The following is a 22,383-nucleotide window of genomic DNA, read 5'->3' on the forward strand; positions in this document are numbered from 1 at the left end:
TTGCTCCTGACCTCCCTTGAGGCGCCGCCGCCGGCGCCCTCAAAGGGAGAAGTTGAGCCCCGAGGTTGCGTTAATAAGGCGCCTGCACCGGCCCCATGCCGACATAAACGGTCTTCAGCTCCGAATAGTGCTCGAGCGCCGCCAGCGAATTTTCGCGGCCGAAGCCGGATTGCTTGGAGCCGCCGAAGGGAATTTCCACCGGCGCGAGATTGTAGGTGTTGATCCACAGTGTGCCGGCCTCGAGCTGGTCGACCATGCGGTGGGCGCGGGTGAGGTCTGCTGTGAAGACGCCGCCGGAAAGACCGAATTCGGTTGCGTTGGCACGGGCGATCACCTCGGCCTCGTCCTCGAAATCGAGAACGCACATGACCGGCCCGAAGATCTCCTCGCGGGCAATCGTCATGTCGTCGGTAACGTCGGCAAATACGGTCGGCTGAATGTAATAGCCTTCGCCGGAGACATTGTTCGGGATGCCGCCGCCGGTCAGCAGCGTCGCGCCTTCGGCCTTGCCCTTTTCGATGTAGGAAAGCACCTTTTCGCGCTGCGCCCAGGAGACCATCGGGCCGATCTGCGTTGCCTCGTCCATCGGATCGCCGATCAACATGGCATCGGTGCGTGCCTTCAGGCGTTTCAGGAATTCGGACTTGATCTTGCTGTTGACGAAGACGCGCGTGCCGTTCGAGCAGACCTGGCCCGTCGAATAGAAGTTGCCGAGCATCGCGCCGCCGACGGCGCTGTCGATATCGGCATCGTCGAACACGATCAGCGGCGACTTGCCGCCGAGCTCCATGGTGACGTGCTTGAGGTTGCCGGCGGCAGAAGCCGCCACCTTACGGCCCGTCGGCACCGAGCCGGTCAGGGAAACCTTCGCGATATCGGGATGGTTGATCAGCAGCGGCCCGGTTTCGCGGTCGCCCTGGATGACATTGTAAAGGCCTTTCGGCAGACCTGCCTCGATGAGGATTTCGGCAATCTTGAGTGCGCCGAGCGGCGTGTTTTCCGAAGGCTTGAATACCATGGCGTTGCCGGCGATGAGGGCTGGAGCGCCTTTCCAGCAGGCGATCTGCTGTGGGTAATTCCATGCGCCGATGCCGACGCAGACGCCGAGCGGCACGCGCTTGGTATAGGCGAAGTCGCCGCCCAGCGGGATGTACGAGCCGTTGAGGCCGGCAGCCGCGATTCCGCCGAAGAATTCGAAGCTGTCGGCGCCGGAGGTCGGGTCGGCAACGATGGTTTCCTGGATCGGCTTGCCCGTATCCAGCGTCTCCAGCTCGGAAAGCTCGCGGTTACGCTCGCGCATGATGTCAGCTGCCCGCTTCAGGATGCGGCCGCGCGCCGTCGGGCTCATGGCAGCCCATTCCGGCTGCGCCCTCTTGGCACTGGCGATCGCCTTTTCGACGATGGCAGGCGTTGCCGCATGCAGGCGGGCGATCACCTCGCCGGTCGCGGGATAGATGCTTTCGATAAGGGTGCCGTCGGTGTCCTCGACATATTCCCCGTCGATGAAATGCGAGGCTTTCGGTTGTGCGCGCATTATAGAACCCTCAATTCTTCGTAGGACACCATGACATGCTCTTGAAAAGCAGGTCGCTCGGTCAGGTTTTCATAGTAGCGCTGCAGCCGCGGATGGGCAGGGCGCTGGATATCGATGTCGAAATAGCGATAGAGAACGTGCCCGAACTGTATGTCGGCCAGCGTCAGATTATCGCCTGCAAGGAAGCGATGCCGTTCGAACTGCGACTCGGCGATGTCAAGCTTCGCACCGAGTGCTGCGACAGCCGCAACGATCGCCTTCTCATCGCGCAGGGCAGGAGCGGTCCGCACCACGCGCCAGAACACCGGGCCGGTGAAATTCAAGGCGATGTTGATCTTGGCCCATTCGGCCCATTTGTCGATCTGCGCGCGGCGCCGCTCGTCCTTCGGCCAGAAGGCATCGTCGCCATATTGCGTGGCGAGATAGCGCAGGATAGCGCCCGTTTCCCATAGCGGCTCGCCATCGCCGTCCCGCAGCACCGGAACAGTGCCATTCGGGTTCATTGCCAGAAATTCGGGCGTGTCGTTGACCCCATATTTGAAGCCTGCATCGATGCGCTCATAGGCAATGCCGAGCTCGCCGATGCACCACATCAGCGCCTGCACATTGGATGACGATTTGCGGCCCCATACGGTCAGCATGGTCTTCAGCCTTTCAACGCGTTGAGGTGAGTCGTCAGATAGCCTTCGGTCAGCGCGATCGACGCCTCGGTGCTGATCGGCGCGGATCTGAGGCCTTGGCGGATATAGAGCCCGTCGATCATGGCGGCCGCACCCTCGGCGATGCGCGCGGCATCGCCGGCCGGGCACAAAGCCTTGAGATTGGCGACGAGGTTCGAATGCAGCCGGCGTGCATAGATGACGAGAAAGCGGCGCGTCTCCTCCGAGCGCTGCGCTTCGGCATAGAAGGCGAGCCAGGCAGCGATCGTTTCCGGCGCGAACTGATCGGCCTGGAAACTGACGCGGATGATGGCGGAAAGCTTTTCACGGGGTGTCTTCGCAGCCCGAAGCGCCATCACGACGCTGTTGCGCAACCGCTGTAGATGAACACGGACGGTTTCGATCAGCAGCTGTTCCTTGCTGCCGAAATAATGATGCGCAAGCGCGGCCGAAACACCAGCCTGCTTGGCGATTTCGGACATGGTGACGGTCAGCGAGCCGTGATCGCCGATCACGCGCATCGCGGCATCCACCAGCGCCTTGCGGCGCACCGGCTCCATTCCAACTTTCGGCATGCGTCAATCCCCAAGGCTGGAGCCAAGTGTATTTTTGATTGACTGATCAATCAATAAAAAAATCACGCAGCGGCGATCCATGCCAAAAAATCCGCAACCTCTTTCCGAGGAGCATTTCTGTGCCATACTTCGTAAGAGGAGGAGGTGCAGTCATGATCGATATTCTTGATGAGGTCCCGCCATCCGCAATGCGCGGCAAATGGGGTTGGTTTGTCGGGCTCGGCATATTGCTATTGATCTGCGGTGGCATCGCCCTTGGCAATCTGTTCATCGCCACCGTCGCTTCGGTCTTTTATGTTGGCATGCTGATGCTGATCGGCGGTATTGTGCATCTGGCCCACGCCGTTCAAGTGAGGGGCTGGGAGCATATCCTGTTCTGGGTTCTCAGCGGCCTGCTTTATACGATTGCCGGCGTGCTTGCCTTCGCCAACCCGCTGCTGGCTTCGGAGGCATTGACGCTGTTCCTTGCCATCGCTCTGCTCATTGCCGGCACGTTTCGTGTCTGGGTCGGCCGCAAGCTGAAGCCGGAGCGCGGCTGGGTCTGGATCGTCATCAGCGGCCTTGCGACCGCAGCGGCCGGTATCGCCATCGCGGTCGGCTGGCCGGTCAACAGCCTCTGGATCCTTGGCCTTTTCCTGGCGTTCGATCTGATCTTCCAGGGCTGGACATTGGTGGCCTTCGGCCTTGTGCTCAGGCGGTAACGGCTCTCCAAAAGGGGTAACGGACTGCTACTTTTTGACAAGGAGCGTGAGCGGCGCTACTCTCTGCCCCTCTGCCCAGTTAGGCGGAGCGATGTTGAGCTGATGTGACGACGGTACCTTCATCTGGAAGCAGGCATGTTCGAGAACACGCCCTGAAGGCACTGGTCGAGGCCGCGGAGCATGCTTCCAGCCAAATTTCCGCGTAACAACATCAAGGGAGGAATATCATGCCAATGGTAACGGTTTCCATCTCCCCGCTTCAGGCTGCTGGCATCCGTGCGGCGGTCGATACCGGCACTTATGCCTCAAGCAGCGAAGTCGTGCGGGAGGCCTTGCGCATGTGGGATGCGGCTCGCAAACGCGATGACGTTTGCGACGTGCCGCGTGCGGCTAACGATGGCGGAGACACGGCAAAAGGCAGCCGTTGCGTCGCCGACATGTTTGCCGATTACGACGCGGAACGGCATACGCATAACTAATTCACAAGCTGCCGGCGACAGCAGCGGCGCATGCCGGCGCGGCTGCCTTCCGTCCTGACGAATGGTTAATATTGCTTTACCATTCATGAAACTTTCACATACGGGAAAGGTTTCGTTGACGCTTATGGCGCATCTTGGGGCGAAAACGCGGTAAATCCAAAGTTTTACTCAAATAAATTAGAACAGAATCCGCAAAGTGGAGATGGGCATGTCACTGACTGCCGCGGTCGAGCCAGGCGTATTGCGCCGATATGCCAGCGACCAGATTGTCACTCTCGCCAAACTCGTCATCGAGAATGCATTTCAGCCAATCGTCGAGGCCGGCACCGGCGCCGTTTTCGGCTACGAGTCCCTCATGCGAGGGCAGGAGCGCATCGGTTTCAGCAGCCCGGTCGATATCCTCGACGAGGCCGAGCGCACCGGCCAGCTTCTCGGTTTGGAACAGATGATCACCAGCCGGGCGCTGGCGAAATTCGCCACCTTGCCCAATATCGCTGCCGCAACCCTTTTCCTCAATCTGGATGTCCGGTTGATCCCGCAAGGCGCGGCATTGCTGGATGGCCTGCTGCAGCACATGCGAAAGGCCGGTATCGCGCCTTCATCCGTCTGCTTCGAATTCTCCGAGCGCTTCGACAATACCATCGTGCCTGGGTTTCACGATCTGGTCGCCAGGATGCGAAACGCCGGCTTCAAGCTGGCGATCGACGATTTCGGCGTCGGTCATGGCGAGATGAAGCTCTTGTCCGATTACCCCGTCGATTATCTGAAGATCGATCGGCACTTCATCGTCGATATCGACCGCAGCGCCCGCAAGCGCCATATCCTCAGGAACCTCGTCAATATCGCCCATGTCCTCGGCACGCGCGTCATCGCCGAAGGTATCGAGACCGAGGCGGAATTCCTGACCTGCCGCGAATTCGGCGTCGATCTCGTCCAGGGCTGGTTCATTGCCCGGCCGACAGTGCTCGTCAACGAGCTCAAGCCGGGCTTTCCGCACCTCCTGCATCTAGGCAAGACGACGCGCAACAGCCAGTCGCTGGATGAAATTCTCATCCGCAAGCAGATCGAGGTGCTGCCGACCATCCGTGAAAGCGACAGCATCGACAGCGTCTTCGAGCTCTTTCGCCGCAATCCGCGCCGGGCCTATTTCCCAGTCGTCAACGCCAATGACGAGCCGCGCGGCATCATCCACGAATACCAGCTCAAGGAATACATCTACCAGCCCTTCGGCCGCGACCTTCTGAAAAACAAGGTCTATGAGCGCTCGATCTCTCATTTCGTCGAAATGGCGCCGATCGTCGGCCTCGATTCCGATGCTGATACGCTGATGGCGATCTTCGCCAACATGGAAAGCAGCGATTGCCTGATCGTCACCGAGGGCACGCATTATGCCGGCATCGTTTCGGCCGCCTCGCTCATCAAGGTCATCAACGAGAAGCAGCTGAAGATCGCCCAGGATCAGAATCCGCTGACCGGCCTGCCGGGCAACAGGGCGATCCACGATTTCATGCAGCATGCCGGCCGGGACGGCGACGAGATCAGGCATTTCTGCTATTGCGACTTCGACAATTTCAAGCCGTTCAACGATGCCTATGGCTTCCATCTCGGCGATCATGCCATTTCCTTGTTCGCAGCGCTGATGCGCCGCTATTTCTTTGCCGAGGGCCATTTCCTCGGCCATGTCGGCGGCGACGATTTCTTCATCGGCGTCACCGGCTGGAGCACGCAGGAGCTGCGCGAGGTTCTGGACCGGCTTCTTGCCGATTTTCATGCCGACGTCCTCGATCTTTACTCGGCCGAGGATCGGGCGGCCGGCCGCATTCGCGGCCACGATCGCAGCGGCGCCGAGGCGGAATTCCCGCTGATGCGTTGCTCCATCGGTATTCTGCAATTGTCCGAGGGACTGGTGATCGACAATATCAACCGCGTCAGCACCTCCATTGCGGGTATCAAGACGAAGGCAAAGGAAAGCGATACCGGCGTCGCATTCCTGTGCCTGACCGAGACGAATTGACGCCCTCCCGTCCCCGCTCCTTTTCAAGTGGTCTGCGCTAAACTATCTCCACTGCTTTGCTGGGAGAGGAGATTGCGCCATGCCCTTGCCATCTGAAATGCGTTTCGTGGATTTGCCATCCTTTGGCGGGCCGGAGGTCATGACCATCGCCCGCCGGCCTTTGCCGGTCCTGAAACCGGGCGAGATCCTCGTCCGGGTCGAGGCTGCCGGTGTCAACCGCCCGGATGTGGCGCAACGGCAAGGCACCTATCCGCCGCCGAAGGATGCGAGCCCCATCCTGGGTCTCGAAATCGCCGGCGAAGTCGTCGATGTCGCGCCCGGCGTGACGGAGTTTGCCATCGGCAACAAGGTCTGTGGTCTCGCCAACGGCGGAGGCTACGCCGAATATTGCGTGCTTCCCGCCGGCCAGGCGCTTCGTTTCCCGAACGGTTACGATGCCGTGCGCGCCGCTGCAGTCCCCGAGACATTCTTCACCGTCTGGGCCAATCTCTTCCAGATGGCCGGCATTACCGAAGGCGAAAGCGTGCTGATCCATGGTGGTTCCAGCGGCATCGGCACGACGGCTATCCAGCTCGCCCAGGCCTTCGGGGCAACGGTCTACACCACGGCCGGCTCGAAAGAAAAGTGCGAGGCTTGCGAGAAGCTCGGCGCAAAGCGGGCGATCAATTATAGAGAAGAGGATTTCGCCGAGGTCATCGCGGCGGAGACGGGTCATGGCGTCGATGTCATCCTCGACATGATCGGTGCGGCCTATCTGGAAAAGAATCTCGCCTCGCTCGCGCGCGATGGCTGCCTTTCGATCATCGCCTTCCTAGGCGGTGCAGTTGCCGACAAGGTCAATCTGGCGCCGGTGATGGTGAAGCGACTGACCGTGACCGGTTCGACCATGCGTCCACGCACCGCCGAGGAAAAACGCGCCATTCGCGACGACCTCTTCTCCCAGGTCTGGCCGCTGCTGGACGAGGGCACGGTTGCCCCCGTCATTTACAGGACCTTCTCGTTTGATGATGTGGTCGAGGCTCATCGGCTGATGGAGACCAGCGACCACATCGGCAAGATCATGCTGAAGCTGGCCTGATCGTGAAGGACAGCGCGATGGCGATCAGGCCGGGTATCGCCATCAGGGCGTAAAGCCAGGTCGCGGCGGAGAGGCCGCCGGCGATGCCGCCCGGATGGGTCAGGCCCGCGCCGTTGACGATGACGCCGGCAAGGGCGGCGCCGAACGCGCCGCCCAGCGATTGCGTCATCGAAATCGCCGCGGAAGCCTTGTCCTGGTCGGTTCTGCTGGCAATGCTGATGACTTTGGTCACGAGATGCGCCCAGCCTAACCCGACGCCGAACCCCATCAGGAACATGGCGATCGCGGCGGGCGCAAACTTGGCGACGTCGTCGAAAGGAGTGGTCGTGGCCAGGAAGGGAATGAGCGATGCGGTTGCGGCAGTTTCCAGGATACAGCCGGCAATGATGGCGATGGCGGCCTGCCTGCCCGAAAACGTGGCGCTGAAGAAGGCTGCGATCGTCCACCCCAATGCGACGAGCGCGACGAGATAGCCTGAGACCAGCGGCGTGACGCCATGCAGGGTCTGCAGGAAATAGGGGATGTAGATGTCGCTCGTCAGCACCATCATAAGCGTGAACATCGTGAGATAGAGTCCCGAGATGGGATTGGTGAGCATCACGGCGCCATGGGGAAACAGGCGTGTTTCGCTCTTTCTCTCGATTGCCACCATCATCGCGACGAATGCGATCGAAGCTGCGATCAGCACGACCTTGTACGATCCATGCTCCATCGTGCTGGCGATGTTGACGAACAGGACGGCCGTCAGCAGCAGCGCAATCTGAATGAGCGGCGTCCTCGTGTCAGCCCGATCATCCGCGACGTCAGGCAGTAGCCAGCGTGCGGAAAGCGCCATGATCACGGTCAGCGGCACAAGGATGATGAAGGCCTCGCGCCAGGCGCCCCCCGCGGCGAAGAGGCCGCCGAGCGTCGGGCCGAGCACCGTCGCCACACCCCATATGGCGGCATAGAGCGTGGACGCCTTGCGCCAGAGTATCTCCGGATAAACGAAACGAATGAAAGCATAGGCAAGGCCGGACAACATGCCCGCGCCATAACCCTGGACGGCGCGACCGATGAGCAATACGGGCATCGCCGGCGCGATCGCGCAAACCAGGCTTCCGGCGCCGAATATGATCGCCGCTGAAATATAGACGGCGCGCAAGCCCATGCCCTTCGGCCGGGTTGCGACCGTGATCGAACCGAGCACGCCGGCGGCGACGAAGAGCGTCGTCATCCATGAGAATAATTCGAGGCCGCCGATATCCCGGACGATCGAGGGCGCGATCGTGGCGGTAATATAGGACTCGACGGCATAGAGCGTCACGCCGCCGCCGAGCATCAGCGTCGCGGGCAGGAGTTTCGATGAGAATAAGGTGAAGACGGAAGAGGATGGAGTGGAAGCGGTATTTTCGATGCTGGACATCAAACGATCCTCGGTATTTTCCCTAGCGGTTGATTATTTTCCAAGTTATAATTTGGAAAATTACATGGCCATCGGATTAAAACAAGAGAAAACTTGGAAAAATGCGTCAATCGCCCGTCAATCGAATCCTAATCCTGTTGAAAACCGAGGGGCCGCAACTGGCGGCAGCCGTCGGCGACGCGCTCGGCATATCGTCCGAGGCGGCGCGTCAGCAGCTGACGAAGATGGCGGAGGAGGGGCTGGTCGAGCCGGTGGCGGAGGCTGCGGCTGGCAGGGGCAGGCCGCGACAGTTCTGGCACCTGACGGCGGCCGGTAACAAGCAATTTCCCGACGGCCATGCGGATCTGACCGCTACCTTGCTTGCGACCATGGTCAGCCAGCTGGGGCAGGGCGCCGTCGACACCGTCATCTCCGCCCGTGAAACGGAAACGCTTCGGCGCTATCGCAGCGAAATCGACCTCGCGGCCGATCTGCCGTCACGCGTCGCAAGCCTCGCCGCCATCCGCACGCAGGAAGGCTACATGGCCGATCACTGGCAGGACGAGGATGGCTCGCTCATGCTGGTGGAAAATCATTGTCCCATCTGCGCCGCCGCGTGTGCCTGCTCCGGCTTTTGCCGCTCTGAGCTCGAAACCTTCCGCATAGTTCTTGGCGCGCAGGTGGAGCGAGAGGAACATATTCTCCTCGGCGCCAGACGTTGCGCCTACCGGATTTGGCCGACCGTCTGAGCAGCGGGGTTTTCGACACCGGCAGGTGTCGTCGGCGATTGGCAAGCCAGGGTGCAACGGCTATCACTGGCATCCAGCAAATCAAAGGCCAGATACCACCATGTCCAATCCCGTTTGCGTCGAAGTCACCCGTGGCAACCAGGTCGAAAGCCATCATCGCGGCTCGGTTGTTGTAGTCGATGGCGATGGAAAGCTGGTATTCTCGGTCGGCGATATTGAGAGCGGCGCCTTTCCGCGCTCGGCCTGCAAGGCGATGCAGGCCCTGCCGCTGGTCGAAAGCGGTGCCGCGGATGCCTATGGCTTCGGCGACAAGGAATTGGCGCTCGCCTGCTCCTCCCACAATGGCGAGGATGAGCATGTTGCGCTCGCCGCCTCGATGCTGGCGCGCGCCGGCCGCGATGTCGATGCGCTCGAATGCGGTGCGCATTGGTCCTTCGACCCGAAGACAACAATCCATCAGGCACGCACCATCGAGAAGCCGACCGCGCTGCATAATAATTGCTCCGGCAAGCATGCCGGCTTCATCTGCGCCTGCTGCCATCAGGATATCGATCCCAAAGGTTATGTCGGCTACGATCACCCGCTGCAGCAGCAGATTCGCGACACCATGCAGAGCCTGACCGGCGCCGTCCTTGCCCACGATAATTGCGGCACGGATGGCTGCTCGATCCCGACCTATGCGGTGCCGCTCAAGGGATTGGCCCATGGTTTTGCCAGGATGGCGACCGGCGTCGGCCTGGAGCCGCTGCGCGCCAAGGCATCACGCCGGCTGTTCGAGGCCTGCATGGCCGAGCCCTTCTATGTCGCCGGCACCGATCGAGCCTGCACCAAGCTCATGCAGATCGCTCCCGGCCGTATCTTCGCCAAGACCGGCGCCGAAGGCGTGTTCTGCGCCGCAATCCCCGAACAGGGCATCGCCATCGCGCTCAAATGCGACGATGGTACCACTCGCGCGGCGGAGGTCATGGTTGCGGCCACGCTGGCTCGCTTCTTCGAAAAGGAGAGCGCGGTTCATGCCGGCCTCATGGCGATGGCGGACAGATCGTTCAGGAACTGGAACGGCATCCATGTCGGCGATATCATGCCGGCGGCCATACTCACTGCCTAGCCGCCGATCTCCGGTTCAGCCGATCGTCCGCCGCGCCGTCACATGCTGCCGGACGATCCTGTATTCTTTCCAGATCAGGACCATGACGACAAAGTCGAAGACGGTGAGGATGATGAGGCCGATGCCGTGCGTGTTGGCAAAACGGTACAGCTGGTAGACGATGAAAAGCCCCAGGGCGACCAGCGAAGCCGGATAGGCCCACATCTTGCCCCTGAGCAGCCCGATGACAAGCAGCACCTTCACCAACCCGTGGCTCAGCAGATAATAGGCGTAGAAGTTCTTGGTGCCGACCGAGAAATCCTGCGCCCAGGTCAGCAGGTGTGTCGCGATAAAGTCCCTGGGGTCGTTGAGCAGCTCGGGCTGCGTGATCCTGTTTGCCAGGCGAAGGATGGACTCGGTGCTGACGAGCGCGAGCGCAATGCCACCGCTGCATTCGATCAGGGCATGCGCACCCTTCAAGAGGACGCTGATTTCGAAGAGCTGATGAATGCGGCGTTCGTTCACGGGCGATCTCTTGGGCATGGTGATGCAGGCTTGAATGGCGACGACGGCAAGGCAAGCCAATGTCCAGCCGGCATAGGATCAATCTTCGACCGCATCATGATGACGATAACGCAAATCCCGGCGTGGCGTCTCGATTCCGCCGGGCGGATGCGCAACCGGCGTCAGGCCAGCAAGAGCGGAACCTCGGTCTCCCGGTAGGGCGCCAGGCTCTCCTCCGCAACATCCGACGGCACAATCAGGCCGGACACATCCCTTATCGGCAGAATCTGGCATGGTGAGGCCGCATCGAGCTTTTCACTCGTCGCCAGCACATAGGTTTCGGCCGAGCATTGGGCGATATGCCGCTTGATGGCCGCTTCCTCGAAATCACCGGTCGAAAAGCCGCGGGCGGGATGGATGGCAGTGACGCCGAGAAAGAAGATATCCGCCCTGATGGATGCGATCGCCGCCATGGCGGCAGCACCCGTCGCCACCATCGAATGTTTGTAGAGCTTGCCGCCGATCAGGATTACCTCGGCGGCGGCATGATGCTCCAGCTCGCCTGCTATCGTCGGGCTGTGGGTGACGATGGTGACGGCGAGATCCTTCGGGAGCTGACGGGCGATCTCGGCATTCGTGGTGCCGCCATCGAGGAACACGGTCTGTCCTGGCTGGATCATGTTCGCGGCATAGGCGCCAAGCCGGCGCTTTGCCTCCGATGAAACTGCCTGCCGGGTCGTAAAATCCGGCAAATCAGGCGAAAGCGGCAGCGCGCCGCCATGCACCCGCTTCAGCAGCTTCTCCGCCGCCATGTCCCTAAGATCCCTGCGGATCGTGTCTTCGGAAAGGCCGAGATCGTCCGCCAGAACCTTGGCGATCACTTGGCCATCCCGGCGCAATCGATCGAGGATGAGGGCTTTGCGTTGGCTGGTCAGCATATCGTCCCCTGCACGTTACTTCACGAATAATCGTGAATTTATCAGAAACGATTCGACATTCAAGAAAATATGCGCATATTCGTGCAAATTCCTGCGGGAAGCAGGAGCTAGAAATGGAGACATGACATGTTGATCTTGATTGCCGGGCCTTATCGCTCCGGCACCGGAGACGATCCGAAGAAGATGGCCGAGAACCTCAAGCACCTGGAGGAGCCATCCTACGCCCTGTTCAAGGCCGGGCATCTGCCGATGATTGGCGAATGGGTTGCCCTGCCGGTCTGGCATGCGGCCGGCGGCAAGAGCATCGGCGACGATCTCTATGAAGAGATATTCCATCCGACCGCGGGCCGCCTGCTGCAGCTTTGCGAGGGTGTGCTCAGATTGCCCGGCGACTCCAAGGGCGCCGACAATGATGTCCGCATCGCTCGCGAGCGCGGCATTCCCGTCTGGTATAGTCTTGAAGACGTGCCCGGCTGCGCATAAGCACTGCTGCCCATTCCTGCGGCTCGATGCCGTGGGGATGGGCTTCGATCCGATCGATCAAAACCTTTTGTCGCACCCATCAGCCTTAGCCACTTCCGTATTGGCCGGCTTGCCATTAGCTTCTCGTGGAAGCCAATCGAGGAACGGAACATGCTGACATTCTATTCTGCGCCCGGAAGCTGCGCGCTCGCCAGCCTCATCGCCCTGGAAGAATCCGGTCTCGCCTATGAGCACCGTCGCATCAACCTCGCCAATGGCGATCAGCGCCAGCCGGAGTATCTGGCCATCAACCCCAAGGGCCGGGTGCCGGCGCTGGTAACCGATCGCGGCGTCATCACCGAGAATGTTGCGATCCTGGCCTATATCGCCCAGATCGCGCCGGCCGCAAAGCTCGCGCCGCTCGATGACCCCTTCGAATTTGCGCAGATGCAATCATTCAACGGCTATATCGCCTCCACTGTTCATGTGAACCATGCGCATAAGGGCCGTGGTTATCGCTGGACCGACGATGCGGTGGCCATCGAGACAATGAAGGCCAAGGTGCCGCAGACGATGACGGAGGCCTTCACCCTGATCGAAGACAAGATGCTGAAAGGCCCTTGGGTGATGGGCGAACAATATACCGTTGCCGACGGCTATCTCTTCACCATGGAGACGTGGCTACCGGGAGACGGTGTCGATCGTAGCCAGTTTGCGAAGGTCAGCGCCCATTATGCACGCATGCTTGAGCGTTCGGCAGTCCAGAAGGCGCTTGCTGTCGAAAAGGGTTGATCATACCCCGTCGAATGTTGCCTGAAGCTTTTTCGGGGCGCGGTACTGCCACGCCTCGACCAGGCGCTGTTGCAGTTCCTCGTCGCCGATCGCGCTGATGCGCAAGGGCAGGGAAGGCCAGCCGATATAGTGATCGGTCTGGAAATAGATCTCCGGCGCCATTTCCATCAGCTGTTCCTTGCGGTCGATCGGCAGCGACAGCACGATGGTCTCGTTATTCTTGACAGTCGCGAATGCCTTGCCGCCGACTTTGAAGGCCGGCAGGCCGTAATGCAGGCCGGGCTCGACCGCCGGCAGACCGGCTTCCGCCACAAGCCGCTCCAGTCGTTCCGCGATGGTATCCATATTGACGTTCGAAGTCATGCTTGCGCTACGGAAACAGGCTTTCTCACGCGCATTCTTCCGGCTGAACGTTTCGCTTGTCCATAGGCCGCCCGAGATTTTCCGGCATCAGCGGCAGGTCGGCGAGCTCCTCCAGCGACATCGCCGCAAGCATGGGATGCTGCAGCGGGTCGTCTTCCGGTTTATAATCCTCATCCAATAAGTGACTGAAGAAAAGCTTCAAGATCGACATCGCATGCCTCCTTGGATCTCCGCGTGGATGCAACCAGAAGGGCATCAGCCGGGCGGGCGGCGGCAGTTTTTAATTCCATGCTGCAATAATCGCGCGAATTGTCGCTTCATGCAATTGAGAATGACGTGACGCTACTATAGTTATTCTATAATGAGAAACCTCAACAACGTTCATCTGAATGGCCTGCGTGCCCTGGAAGCGGTCGGGCGGCTCGGCTCGCTGCAGGCCGCTGCCGACGAACTCGGCGTGACGGTCGGTGCTGTCAGTCAGCAGGTCATCAAGGCCGAGGCGCAGCTCGGTCGCCCGCTTTTCGAGCGCACGCCCAAGGGCATGGCGGTCACAGCTTCGGGACTGGCGGTGCTGGCAAGGCTTGGCGAAGGCTTTCAGGCGCTCACGGCCGCAGTCGCGCTGGCGCAGCACAAGGACGAGAATATTCTTACCATTTCGGTCGCGCCGGTTTTCGCGGCGCGCTGGCTGGTGTACCGGCTCGATCGATTTGCCAACCGCCATCCGGATATCCGCTTGCGCATCGATGCCACCACGCGGCTCATCAGTCCGGCGACCTCGGATGTCGATATCGGCATTCGGGTCGGCAGCGGGCAATGGCCGGGCGTCAAGGCCGAGCTGCTGCTGGCGCAGGAAGTGTTCCCGGTCGTCACGCCGCAGATTGCCGCCACGCTCCGCGAGCCCACCGATCTCCTGAAAGTTCCCGCCGTCATCGACGGACATGCCATGTTCGGCTGGGAAGTGTGGCTGCGCAAGGCCGGACTTTCAGGCCATTGCATGGAAGAGCGGCACATCTTCAACGACGCGTCGCTCTGTCTGGATGCGGCCATAGCGGGGCAGGGGGTGATGCTCGCCTGGCAGACGCTGGCTGCCTATGCGCTGCAGCAGAAATGCCTCGTCGATCCCTTTGGCATCCGCGCCAAAACGGGCTTCGGCCATTATTTCGTTACGGCTGCGGGCGTGCGGGAGCCGAAGAAAGTGACTGCCTTCAAGGCCTGGATTCGCGAAGAGATGGAAGAGAGCATCCGTCTCTTCCTGTAGGATCTATCAGACCGGCTCCTTGCCGCGCGTCGCCTGCATGGCCTTGTAGGCATCGCGCGACTGGCAGCGCGCGATCCAGGCTTTCATCTTCGGACGCGCATCGAACAATTCCTGTTCAGTCTGGGCGTAGCGCATCACTTCCGCCAGGTTGAGATCGGCGGCGGTAAAGCGATTACCGACGAGATAATCCTGATTTTGCAGGTGCTTCTCCAGGACATCGAGCGGCTTCTTCAGCGAGCGGCAGGCAACAGCGATTCCCGCTTTGCCGACCTCACTGTTTTCCTGGGCATTGTCATAGATGCGGACGAGCGCGACGCTGTAGGGCTCGACTTCGGTCGCGGCCCACATGGTCCACATCGACATCAGCCCTTCTTCCTCCACCGTCTTGCCGGCCAGCGGGCCGCCATATTTGCGCGCGAGATAAAGATTGATGGCGAGCGACTCGTGCATGACGAGATCGCCGTCCTTGATGCAGGGGATCATGCCCATCGGATTGATGGCCAGAAACTCCGGCGACATGGTGTTGATCGGCGCATCGGCGGCAAGCGGGTTGGGCAGCCGGCTGGCCTGAATGACAGGAACGGATTTGAACTCGACGCCGAGCTCGTGAGCCATCCAATAGTTGCGCGAAGCGCGCGAGCGATAGACACCGTAGATCGTCAGCATATGGGTCTCCCAGATTCGAGTAGGCGGGACATTATTGATCGCTTGGGACGAGCGGAAGGCCTTGCGGTTGATATCTCGATGAAAGCTTGTGATGGAATAGCGTATACTGGGACCATTTCCTGAGGTGCGCAGGCCATGAGGCCGGAGCCTCGGACCGCGAGGGCGGGTGGGTAGGCACAGAGCAAGCACGAAAATATCAGCCGCCTCCCGAATTATTTGCAAATCATGCTGCCGATGCCCAGCCTTCGTTCGGAAATTAGCGCCCGCGCATGTTAGATTCGAATCGTGATTTCATCGGATGCGGTAGGGGGCAGCCGGTGAAATGCATAAGCGCATTTGGTGACTGCGATCTCGGGAGGAGAGCAGATGCTTGCGACCAGTGTATCGCTAGACGACAAATATACCGCAGAGGAAGGCCGCGTTTTCATGACCGGCTTGCAGACGCTGGTGCGGCTGCCCATGACGCAGATGCGCCGCGACCGCGCTGCCGGCCTCAATACGGCCGCCTTCATTTCAGGTTATCGCGGCTCGCCGCTCGGCGGCTACGACCAACAGCTCTTGAAAGCCAAGACTTACCTAGACGCATATGACGTCACCTTCCAGCCTGGGATCAACGAGGATCTTGCTGCGACGGCCGTATGGGGCTCGCAGCAGGTTGGCCTTTCCCCCGGCGCCCGCAAGGATGGCGTGCTCGGCATCTGGTATGGCAAAGGTCCTGGCGTCGACCGCTCCGGTGATGTGCTGAAGCACGCCAATGCCGCCGGCACCTCCAAGCATGGCGGCGTTCTCTGTTTTGCAGGCGACGACCATTCCGCCAAATCTTCGACCATGCCGCACCAGACCGACCATGATTTCATGTCTGCCGTCATCCCGGTCATCTATCCCTCGTCCATCCACGAATTTCTCGAATACGGCCTGCTCGGCATCGCCATGTCGCGCTATTCCGGCTGCTGGGTCGGCATGAAGTTCATCGCCGACACCATAGAAACGACGGCCGCCGTCGATCTCTCGGGCGAGAGGCGGCAATTCGTCCTGCCGACCGATTTCGAAATGCCGCCCGGCGGCCTCAATCTGCGCTGGCCAGATCCGCCGCTGGTGCAGGATGATCGTCTGCAGACCTACAAGGCCTATGCGGCCATCGCCTTTGCCCGTGCCAATCGCGTCGACGAAATCACGCACGACGTGCCGAACGCCCGCCTCGGCATCATCTCGTCCGGCAAGGCCTATGAGGATGTGCTGCAGGCCCTGCGCGAACTCGAGATCGGCCCGCAGGAAATGGCCGCGATCGGCCTGCGTATCCTCAAGATACGCATGCCCTGGCCGCTGGAGCCCGAGGCTGTCAGGCATTTCTCGGAAGGACTGGACGAGGTTCTCGTCGTCGAGGAGCGGCGCGAGATCATCGAAAACCAGATCAAGCAGCAGCTCTTCAACTGGCGGGCCGATGTCCGTCCGCGCATCGTCGGCAAGTTCGACGAGCACGATAAACCCTATCTCAGCCTGTCGGCGGCATTGACCGTCGGCGCGGTCGCGAGAGCCATCGCCGGACGCATCGTCAAGCTCGATCTCGATCAGGGCCTGCATGACCGCATCGCCGCCAAGCTCGCTTATCTTGCCGAGCGCGGCCAGATCAGCCGCACTCACGTTGCACCGCTGAACCGCACGCCCTTCTTCTGCTCCGGCTGTCCACACAATACGTCCACCAGAGTTCCCGAGGGCAGCCGCGCCATCGCCGGCATCGGCTGCCACTACATGGTCACCTGGATGGACCGCAACACCGAGACCTTCACGCAGATGGGCGGCGAAGGCGTACCGTGGACGGCAATCGCCCGCTACACCGACGAAAAGCACATGTTCGTCAATCTCGGCGACGGCACCTATTTTCACTCCGGCATTCTCGCCATCCGCCAGTCCGTCGCCTCCAAGGTCAACGTCACCTACAAGCTGCTCTATAACGACGCCGTCGCCATGACCGGCGGCCAGCCGATCGATGGCTATCTGACACCGGAGCTGGTGACGAAGCAGCTGCATGACGAGGGTGTCAAGCCGATCTACCTGCTGTCTGATAATCCCGATGCCTATCGCGCCTCGGAGCTTGCGCCCGGCGTCAAGGTGCTGCATCGCGACCATATTGATCAGGTGATGCTGACGCTGCGCGAGACCGAGGGTTGTTCGGCGATCGTCTATGTCCAGACCTGTGCGGCAGAGAAGCGCCGCCGCCGCAGCCGCGGTCTGATGGAAGATCCGGCCAAGCGTGTCTTCATCAACCCGGCTGTCTGCGAGGGCTGCGGCGATTGCTCCGTGCAATCCAACTGCATCTCCGTCGAGCCGCTGGAAACGGAGTTCGGCCGCAAACGGCAGATCAACCAATCGAGCTGCAACAAGGATTTCTCCTGCGTCAAGGGCTTCTGCCCGTCCTTTGTCACCGTTCATGGCGGCAAGCGCCGCAAGCGCAAAGCGCTTGAACATGCCGATGTCGACGTGCCGATGCCCGAAATCCCCGTCATCGGCGATCGGCCCTGGAACATTGCGATTGCCGGCGTCGGCGGCACCGGCATCCTGACGATCGGCGCGATCCTCGGCATGGCCGCGCATCTGGACGGCAAGGTGCCGATGATCCTCGACATGGCCGGCCTTGCCCAAAAAGGCGGCGCGGTCATGAGCCATTTGCGCATCGGTCACAATCAGGCCGACGTTACCTCGTCGCGCATCGTCAATGGCGGCGCCGATCTGCTGTTTGCCGCGGATGAAGTGGTCGGCGCCTCGAAGGATGCGATTACGCTCTGTTCCTCGAACCGCACGACCGCCATCGTCAACACCGGCCTGATGCCGGTCGCCGATTTCGTCCGCAACCGCGATTTCGATTTCAAGGTCGGCTCGCTGCAGCACACCATCGCCAAGACCGTCAGCGACAAGTCCGTCTTTCTCGATTTCAACCACGTTGCGACCGAGGTGACCGGCGATGCCATATCGACCAATATTCTGCTGACCGGCTTTGCCTGGCAGCGCGGCCTGCTGCCGCTGTCGCTGGAAGCAATCGAAAAGGCGATCGAGCTCAACGGTGTCGCGGTCAAGGCGAGCCTTTCCGCATTCCAGTGGGGCCGGCTTCTGGCGCATGACCCGCAGGCCGTGCATGCCATGATGGCCGAGCGCGATGCCGGCAAGACACTGGCGGAGATGAGCCTCGATGAGCTCATCAAGCATCGCAAGGCGCATCTGACGGCCTATCAGAATGCGGCGCTTGCCGAACGCTATGCCGGTTTCGTCGCCCGCGCCAATGCGCTGGCTGCGAGGGAACGGCTTTCGGACAAGGTGCCCTTTGCCGTCGCCGTCACCTATGCGCGCGTTCTAGCCTACAAGGACGAATACGAGGTCGCCCGCCTGCTGACCGATCCCGCTTTCGAGGCGCATCTGCACGAGGAGATGGAAGGCGATTTCAAGCTGGCGCTCAACCTTGCCCCGCCCATCCTCGGCGGCAAGGACCCGAATGGCCGGCCGAAGAAGCGCGAGTTCGGCGCCTGGATACTGCCGGTGCTGCGGGCGATCGCGCCGATGAAGCGACTGCGCGGCACGCTGCTCGATCCCTTTGGCTACATGGCGGAACGCCGGCTCGAGCGCCGCTTGATTGCCGGCTACGAAAAGATTGCGGAGCGGGTGCTTGCCGGCCTGCGTCATGACAACGAAGCCGAGGCCCTTGCCATCCTCTCGCTGTTTGATGAGATAAGAGGCTTCGGACCGATCAAGGAGGAGGCCGCCCGCAAGATCATGGCGAAGATATCAGACAAGCTGAAGGTCTATGAGATGCCTGGGGAGAAGCAAGGCAAGCAGCATGTGCCTGCTGACGCCGCATGACCGCAAAGGCCAAAACTTGAAGCGGGCATGAAGAGATATAGGTTCGTAAGGATCGCGCGTTCGGGACAATCGGGAGGAGAAGCCGGATGTTTGCAGGGGGATTGAATTTCGCGCTTGGCGAGGACATCGAGGCACTCCGCGAACAGGTGCGCCGTTTTGCCGCCAACCGTATCGCACCGTTTGCCGACGAAATCGACCGCAACAACAGTTTCCCGATGCATCTGTGGCGGGAGATGGGCGATCTCGGCCTGCTTGGGATCACCGTCGACGAAGCCTTCGGTGGCGCCGGCCTCGGTTATCTCGCCCATACGGTGGCGATGGAGGAAATCAGCCGCGCCTCGGCCTCCATCGGCCTGAGCTACGGCGCCCATTCCAACCTCTGCGTCAACCAGATCCACCGCAACGGCACGACGGCGCAGAAGGAGCGCTATCTGCCGAAGCTGATTTCAGGCGAGCATGTCGGTGCGTTGGCGATGTCGGAGCCCGGCGCGGGTTCCGATGTCGTCTCCATGAAGCTGCATGCCGAAAGGCGCGGCGGCCGCTATGTGCTGAACGGCAGCAAGATGTGGATCACCAACGGCCCCGATGCCGATGTCCTCGTCGTCTACGCCAAGACCTCGCCGGATGCCGGCCCGCGCGGCATCACCGCCTTCCTCGTCGAAAAAGGCTTCCCCGGCTTCTCCGTCGGCCAGAAGCTCGACAAGCTCGGCATGCGCGGCTCGAACACGTCGGAGCTGATCTTCCTCGATTGCGAAGTTCCGGAGGAAAATGTTCTGGGTCAGCTCGACGGCGGCGTCGGCGTGTTGATGTCCGGCCTCGACTATGAGCGCGTCGTGCTCTCCGGTGGCCCCATCGGCATCATGGCCGCCTGCATGGATGTGGTGCTGCCCTACATGCATGAGCGCAAGCAGTTCGGCCAGTCGATCGGCGAGTTCCAGCTGATGCAGGGCAAGCTAGCCGACATGTATGTCACCATGAATGCCGCGCGTGCCTATGTCTATGCGGTGGCCGCCGCCTGCGATCGCGGCGAGACCACTCGCAAGGATGCCGCCGGCTGCATTCTCTACTCCGCCGAGAAGGCGACGGCGCTGGCGCTCGAGTGCATCCAGGCGCTGGGCGGCAATGGCTACACCAATGATTATCCCGCCGGACGGCTGCTGCGCGACGCCAAACTCTATGAGATCGGCGCCGGCACTTCCGAAATCCGGCGCATGCTGATCGGCCGCGAGTTGTTCGGCGAAACGACCTGATTTCGAATTTCATTTTACTCGATCCGCGAGGCCGCATGACCGTCCTGAAATCAGAGATATCGACGCATACGGATCGCTTCCGCGACAACCGCGCCGCCATGCTGGAGGCGATCGGTGTCGCCGAGGCTGCTGCGTTGCAGGCGGCGGAAGGCGGAGGCGCCCAGGCGCGCGAGCGTCATGTCAGCCGTGGCAAGATGCTGCCGCGCGACCGCGTTGCCAGCCTAATCGATCCCGCCACGCCGTTTCTGGAGATCGGGACGACAGCCGCTCATGGTCTCTATGGCGGTGAGGCGCCGGGTGCCGGCCTGATCGCCGGCATCGGCCGCGTTTCCGGCCGCGACTGCATGATCGTCTGCAACGACGCCACGGTCAAAGGCGGCACCTACTATCCGATCACGGTGAAGAAGCATCTTCGCGCGCAGGAGATTGCGGCGGAGAACAATCTTCCCTGCATCTATCTTGTCGATTCCGGTGGCGCCAACCTGCCGAACCAGGACGAGGTCTTTCCGGACCGCGATCATTTCGGCCGCATCTTCTACAATCAGGCCAATATGTCGGCAGCGGGCATCCCGCAGATCGCCGTCGTCATGGGGTCCTGCACGGCAGGCGGCGCCTATGTGCCCGCCATGTCCGACGAAACCATCATTGTCGAGAAGCAGGGGACGATCTTTCTCGCCGGCCCGCCGCTCGTCAAGGCGGCGACGGGGGAAGTGGTCTCGGCCGAGGATCTGGGTGGCGGCGATGTGCACACACGTCTCTCCGGCGTTGCCGATCATCTGGCGCGTGACGATGCCCATGCCCTTGCGCTTGCCCGCCAAGCGGTTGCCAACCTCAATCGCCGCAAGCCGGAGAGCGTCGAGCTTCGCGCGCCAGAGGCGCCGCTCTACGATCCCGAAGAGATCCTTGGCATCGTCCCTTCCGATCTGCGCACGCCCTATGACGTGCGCGAGGTGATAGTGCGCATGGTGGATGGCTCCCGCCTCGATGAATTCAAGGCACGCTACGGCACGACGCTGGTTTGCGGCTTTGCCCATATCCACGGTATTCCCGTGGGGATCATCGCCAATAATGGCGTCCTCTTTTCGGAGTCGGCGCTGAAGGGCGCGCATTTCGTCGAGCTTTGCTCACAGCGCAAGATCCCGCTGGTCTTCCTGCAGAACATCACGGGCTTCATGGTCGGCCGCAAATACGAGACGGAAGGCATCGCCAAGAACGGCGCCAAGCTGGTGACGGCCGTGGCCACGACCAAAGTCCCGAAGATCACCATGCTGATCGGCGGCTCCTTCGGCGCCGGCAATTACGGCATGGCCGGCCGTGCCTATTCGCCGCGTTTCCTCTGGACCTGGCCGAACAGCCGCATCTCGGTCATGGGTGGGGAGCAGGCGGCTGGCGTGCTCGCCACTGTGCGCGGCGAGGCGCTGACGCGCGCCGGCAAGCCATGGACGAAGGAGGAAGAGGCCGCCTTCAAGGCACCGACGCTCAAGATGTTCGAAACCCAGAGCCACCCGCTCTACGCCTCGGCGCGCCTCTGGGACGATGGTATCATCGACCCGCGCAAGAGCCGCGACGTGCTGGCTCTGTCGCTTTCAGCAGCACTCAACGCGCCGATCGAAGACACGCGCTTCGGTCTTTTCAGAATGTGAGGAGATGGAGATGAAACGCGATGCCGTGAATGCCAAGAATGCGCCGCAGCCTCGCGGTGGTTATACGCAGGCCGTAAAACTTGAGAATTTCGAGCGATTGCTTTTTGTCAGCGGCCAGATTCCGACCGATGTCGACGATACCCTGCCGGAAGGCTTTCAAGCGCAGGCTCGCCAGGTCTGGCACAATATCGACGCTCAACTGAAGGCAGCCGGCATGACGAAGGACGATATCGTCAAGGTCACCACCTTTCTCGCCGACCGTCATCACACCATGGAGAACCGCGAGATCCGCAGCGAATATCTGGGCTCGCTCGCGCCGGCGATGACTGTCGTGATCGCTGGCATTTTCGATAAGGCCTGGCTGCTCGAAGTCGAAGTCATTGCCGCGCAATAGGGTC

The 22,383-nt window shown here is 61.1% G+C and carries 22 protein-coding genes; 13 read left to right on the forward strand and 9 right to left on the reverse strand.

What is annotated here, in order from left to right:
• Positions 1-70: 70 nt before the first annotated feature.
• The 3 genes from betB to betI are packed head-to-tail and all read right to left on the reverse strand — an operon-like array spanning position 71 to position 2,768.
• Complete coding sequence (gene betB, locus HGP12_RS21405) at positions 71-1,534, reverse strand: betaine-aldehyde dehydrogenase (protein ID WP_168842577.1); 1,464 nt, start codon at positions 1,532-1,534, stop codon at positions 71-73.
• Complete coding sequence (locus HGP12_RS21410) at positions 1,534-2,175, reverse strand: glutathione S-transferase family protein (protein WP_168842578.1); 642 nt, start codon at positions 2,173-2,175, stop codon at positions 1,534-1,536. Before HGP12_RS21410 ends, betB begins: the two co-directional genes overlap by 1 nt.
• A gap of 5 nt (positions 2,176-2,180) precedes the next feature.
• Positions 2,181-2,768, reverse strand: coding sequence for a transcriptional regulator BetI (gene betI, locus HGP12_RS21415; RefSeq protein ID WP_168842579.1), 588 nt, complete (start codon positions 2,766-2,768; stop codon positions 2,181-2,183).
• Between the two features lie 152 nt (positions 2,769-2,920).
• On the opposite strand from betI, the gene HGP12_RS21420 reads away from it, so the two are divergent.
• The 4 genes from HGP12_RS21420 (at position 2,921) to HGP12_RS21435 (ending at position 7,040) form a co-directional block, all read left to right on the forward strand.
• Positions 2,921-3,469 (forward strand): HdeD family acid-resistance protein, encoded by a 549-nt coding sequence (locus tag HGP12_RS21420; RefSeq protein ID WP_168842580.1) that lies wholly within the window; start codon positions 2,921-2,923, stop codon positions 3,467-3,469.
• Between the two features lie 227 nt (positions 3,470-3,696).
• Positions 3,697-3,948, forward strand: a complete 252-nt coding sequence (locus HGP12_RS21425) for a type II toxin-antitoxin system ParD family antitoxin (protein ID WP_168842581.1) — start codon at positions 3,697-3,699, stop codon at positions 3,946-3,948.
• A 208-nt stretch (positions 3,949-4,156) separates the two neighbouring features.
• Positions 4,157-5,962, forward strand: a complete 1,806-nt coding sequence (locus tag HGP12_RS21430; RefSeq protein ID WP_168842582.1) for a GGDEF domain-containing protein — start codon at positions 4,157-4,159, stop codon at positions 5,960-5,962.
• Between the two features lie 79 nt (positions 5,963-6,041).
• On the forward strand, positions 6,042-7,040 hold the full coding sequence (locus tag HGP12_RS21435; RefSeq protein WP_168842583.1) for an NAD(P)H-quinone oxidoreductase: 999 nt from the start codon (positions 6,042-6,044) through the stop codon (positions 7,038-7,040).
• Here the strand turns inward: HGP12_RS21435 and HGP12_RS21440 are convergent.
• Complete coding sequence (locus HGP12_RS21440; RefSeq protein ID WP_168842584.1) at positions 7,021-8,445, reverse strand: MFS transporter; 1,425 nt, start codon at positions 8,443-8,445, stop codon at positions 7,021-7,023. The genes HGP12_RS21435 and HGP12_RS21440 overlap by 20 nt on opposite strands.
• Positions 8,446-8,546: 101 nt before the next feature.
• On the opposite strand from HGP12_RS21440, the gene HGP12_RS21445 reads away from it, so the two are divergent.
• Together HGP12_RS21445 and HGP12_RS21450 are read left to right on the forward strand one after the other, a co-directional pair.
• A complete protein-coding gene (locus tag HGP12_RS21445; protein ID WP_168842585.1) occupies positions 8,547-9,173 on the forward strand; it encodes a metalloregulator ArsR/SmtB family transcription factor in 627 nt (208 codons plus the stop codon).
• 100 nt (positions 9,174-9,273) lie between these two features.
• Positions 9,274-10,281, forward strand: coding sequence for an asparaginase (locus HGP12_RS21450; RefSeq protein ID WP_168842586.1), 1,008 nt, complete (start codon positions 9,274-9,276; stop codon positions 10,279-10,281).
• A 15-nt stretch (positions 10,282-10,296) separates the two neighbouring features.
• Here HGP12_RS21450 and HGP12_RS21455 read toward each other — a convergent pair whose 3' ends face one another.
• Both HGP12_RS21455 and HGP12_RS21460 read right to left on the reverse strand, forming a co-directional pair.
• Positions 10,297-10,785, reverse strand: coding sequence for a DUF2127 domain-containing protein (locus HGP12_RS21455; RefSeq protein WP_168842587.1), 489 nt, complete (start codon positions 10,783-10,785; stop codon positions 10,297-10,299).
• A 161-nt stretch (positions 10,786-10,946) separates the two neighbouring features.
• Entirely contained in the window at positions 10,947-11,702 is a 756-nt protein-coding gene (locus HGP12_RS21460; RefSeq protein WP_168842588.1) for a DeoR/GlpR family DNA-binding transcription regulator, read from the reverse strand.
• A 126-nt stretch (positions 11,703-11,828) separates the two neighbouring features.
• On the opposite strand from HGP12_RS21460, the gene HGP12_RS21465 reads away from it, so the two are divergent.
• Both HGP12_RS21465 and HGP12_RS21470 read left to right on the forward strand, forming a co-directional pair.
• A complete protein-coding gene (locus HGP12_RS21465; RefSeq protein WP_168842589.1) occupies positions 11,829-12,185 on the forward strand; it encodes a DUF4406 domain-containing protein in 357 nt (118 codons plus the stop codon).
• Positions 12,186-12,335: 150 nt separating this feature from the next.
• Positions 12,336-12,956: a glutathione S-transferase family protein gene (locus tag HGP12_RS21470; protein WP_168842590.1), complete on the forward strand. Its 621-nt coding sequence runs from the start codon at positions 12,336-12,338 to the stop codon at positions 12,954-12,956.
• Here the strand turns inward: HGP12_RS21470 and HGP12_RS21475 are convergent, their stop codons facing one another.
• Together HGP12_RS21475 and HGP12_RS21480 are read right to left on the reverse strand one after the other, a co-directional pair.
• Positions 12,957-13,319, reverse strand: coding sequence for an MmcQ/YjbR family DNA-binding protein (locus HGP12_RS21475; protein WP_168842591.1), 363 nt, complete (start codon positions 13,317-13,319; stop codon positions 12,957-12,959).
• 25 nt (positions 13,320-13,344) lie between these two features.
• Positions 13,345-13,530, reverse strand: coding sequence for a hypothetical protein (locus HGP12_RS21480; RefSeq protein WP_168842592.1), 186 nt, complete (start codon positions 13,528-13,530; stop codon positions 13,345-13,347).
• Between the two features lie 150 nt (positions 13,531-13,680).
• Between HGP12_RS21480 and HGP12_RS21485 the strand changes: the two genes are divergently transcribed.
• Entirely contained in the window at positions 13,681-14,577 is an 897-nt protein-coding gene (locus HGP12_RS21485) for a LysR substrate-binding domain-containing protein (protein ID WP_168842593.1), read from the forward strand.
• Positions 14,578-14,583: 6 nt separating this feature from the next.
• Here HGP12_RS21485 and HGP12_RS21490 read toward each other — a convergent pair whose 3' ends face one another.
• Complete coding sequence (locus HGP12_RS21490) at positions 14,584-15,243, reverse strand: glutathione S-transferase family protein (RefSeq protein WP_168842594.1); 660 nt, start codon at positions 15,241-15,243, stop codon at positions 14,584-14,586.
• 366 nt (positions 15,244-15,609) lie between these two features.
• On the opposite strand from HGP12_RS21490, the gene HGP12_RS21495 reads away from it, so the two are divergent.
• The 4 genes from HGP12_RS21495 to HGP12_RS21510 all read left to right on the forward strand — a co-directional run bounded on the left by HGP12_RS21495 (position 15,610) and on the right by HGP12_RS21510 (position 22,379).
• Positions 15,610-19,092, forward strand: coding sequence for an indolepyruvate ferredoxin oxidoreductase family protein (locus tag HGP12_RS21495; protein ID WP_168842595.1), 3,483 nt, complete (start codon positions 15,610-15,612; stop codon positions 19,090-19,092).
• An 86-nt stretch (positions 19,093-19,178) separates the two neighbouring features.
• Entirely contained in the window at positions 19,179-20,342 is a 1,164-nt protein-coding gene (locus HGP12_RS21500; protein WP_168842596.1) for an isovaleryl-CoA dehydrogenase, read from the forward strand.
• Between the two features lie 35 nt (positions 20,343-20,377).
• A complete protein-coding gene (locus HGP12_RS21505) occupies positions 20,378-21,985 on the forward strand; it encodes a carboxyl transferase domain-containing protein (protein WP_168842597.1) in 1,608 nt (535 codons plus the stop codon).
• Between the two features lie 10 nt (positions 21,986-21,995).
• Entirely contained in the window at positions 21,996-22,379 is a 384-nt protein-coding gene (locus tag HGP12_RS21510) for a RidA family protein (RefSeq protein WP_168842598.1), read from the forward strand.
• Positions 22,380-22,383 lie beyond the last annotated feature (4 nt).

Origin of the sequence: Rhizobium sp. P28RR-XV, from assembly GCF_012641385.1 — a bacterium.
GTDB lineage: Bacteria > Pseudomonadota > Alphaproteobacteria > Rhizobiales > Rhizobiaceae > Rhizobium.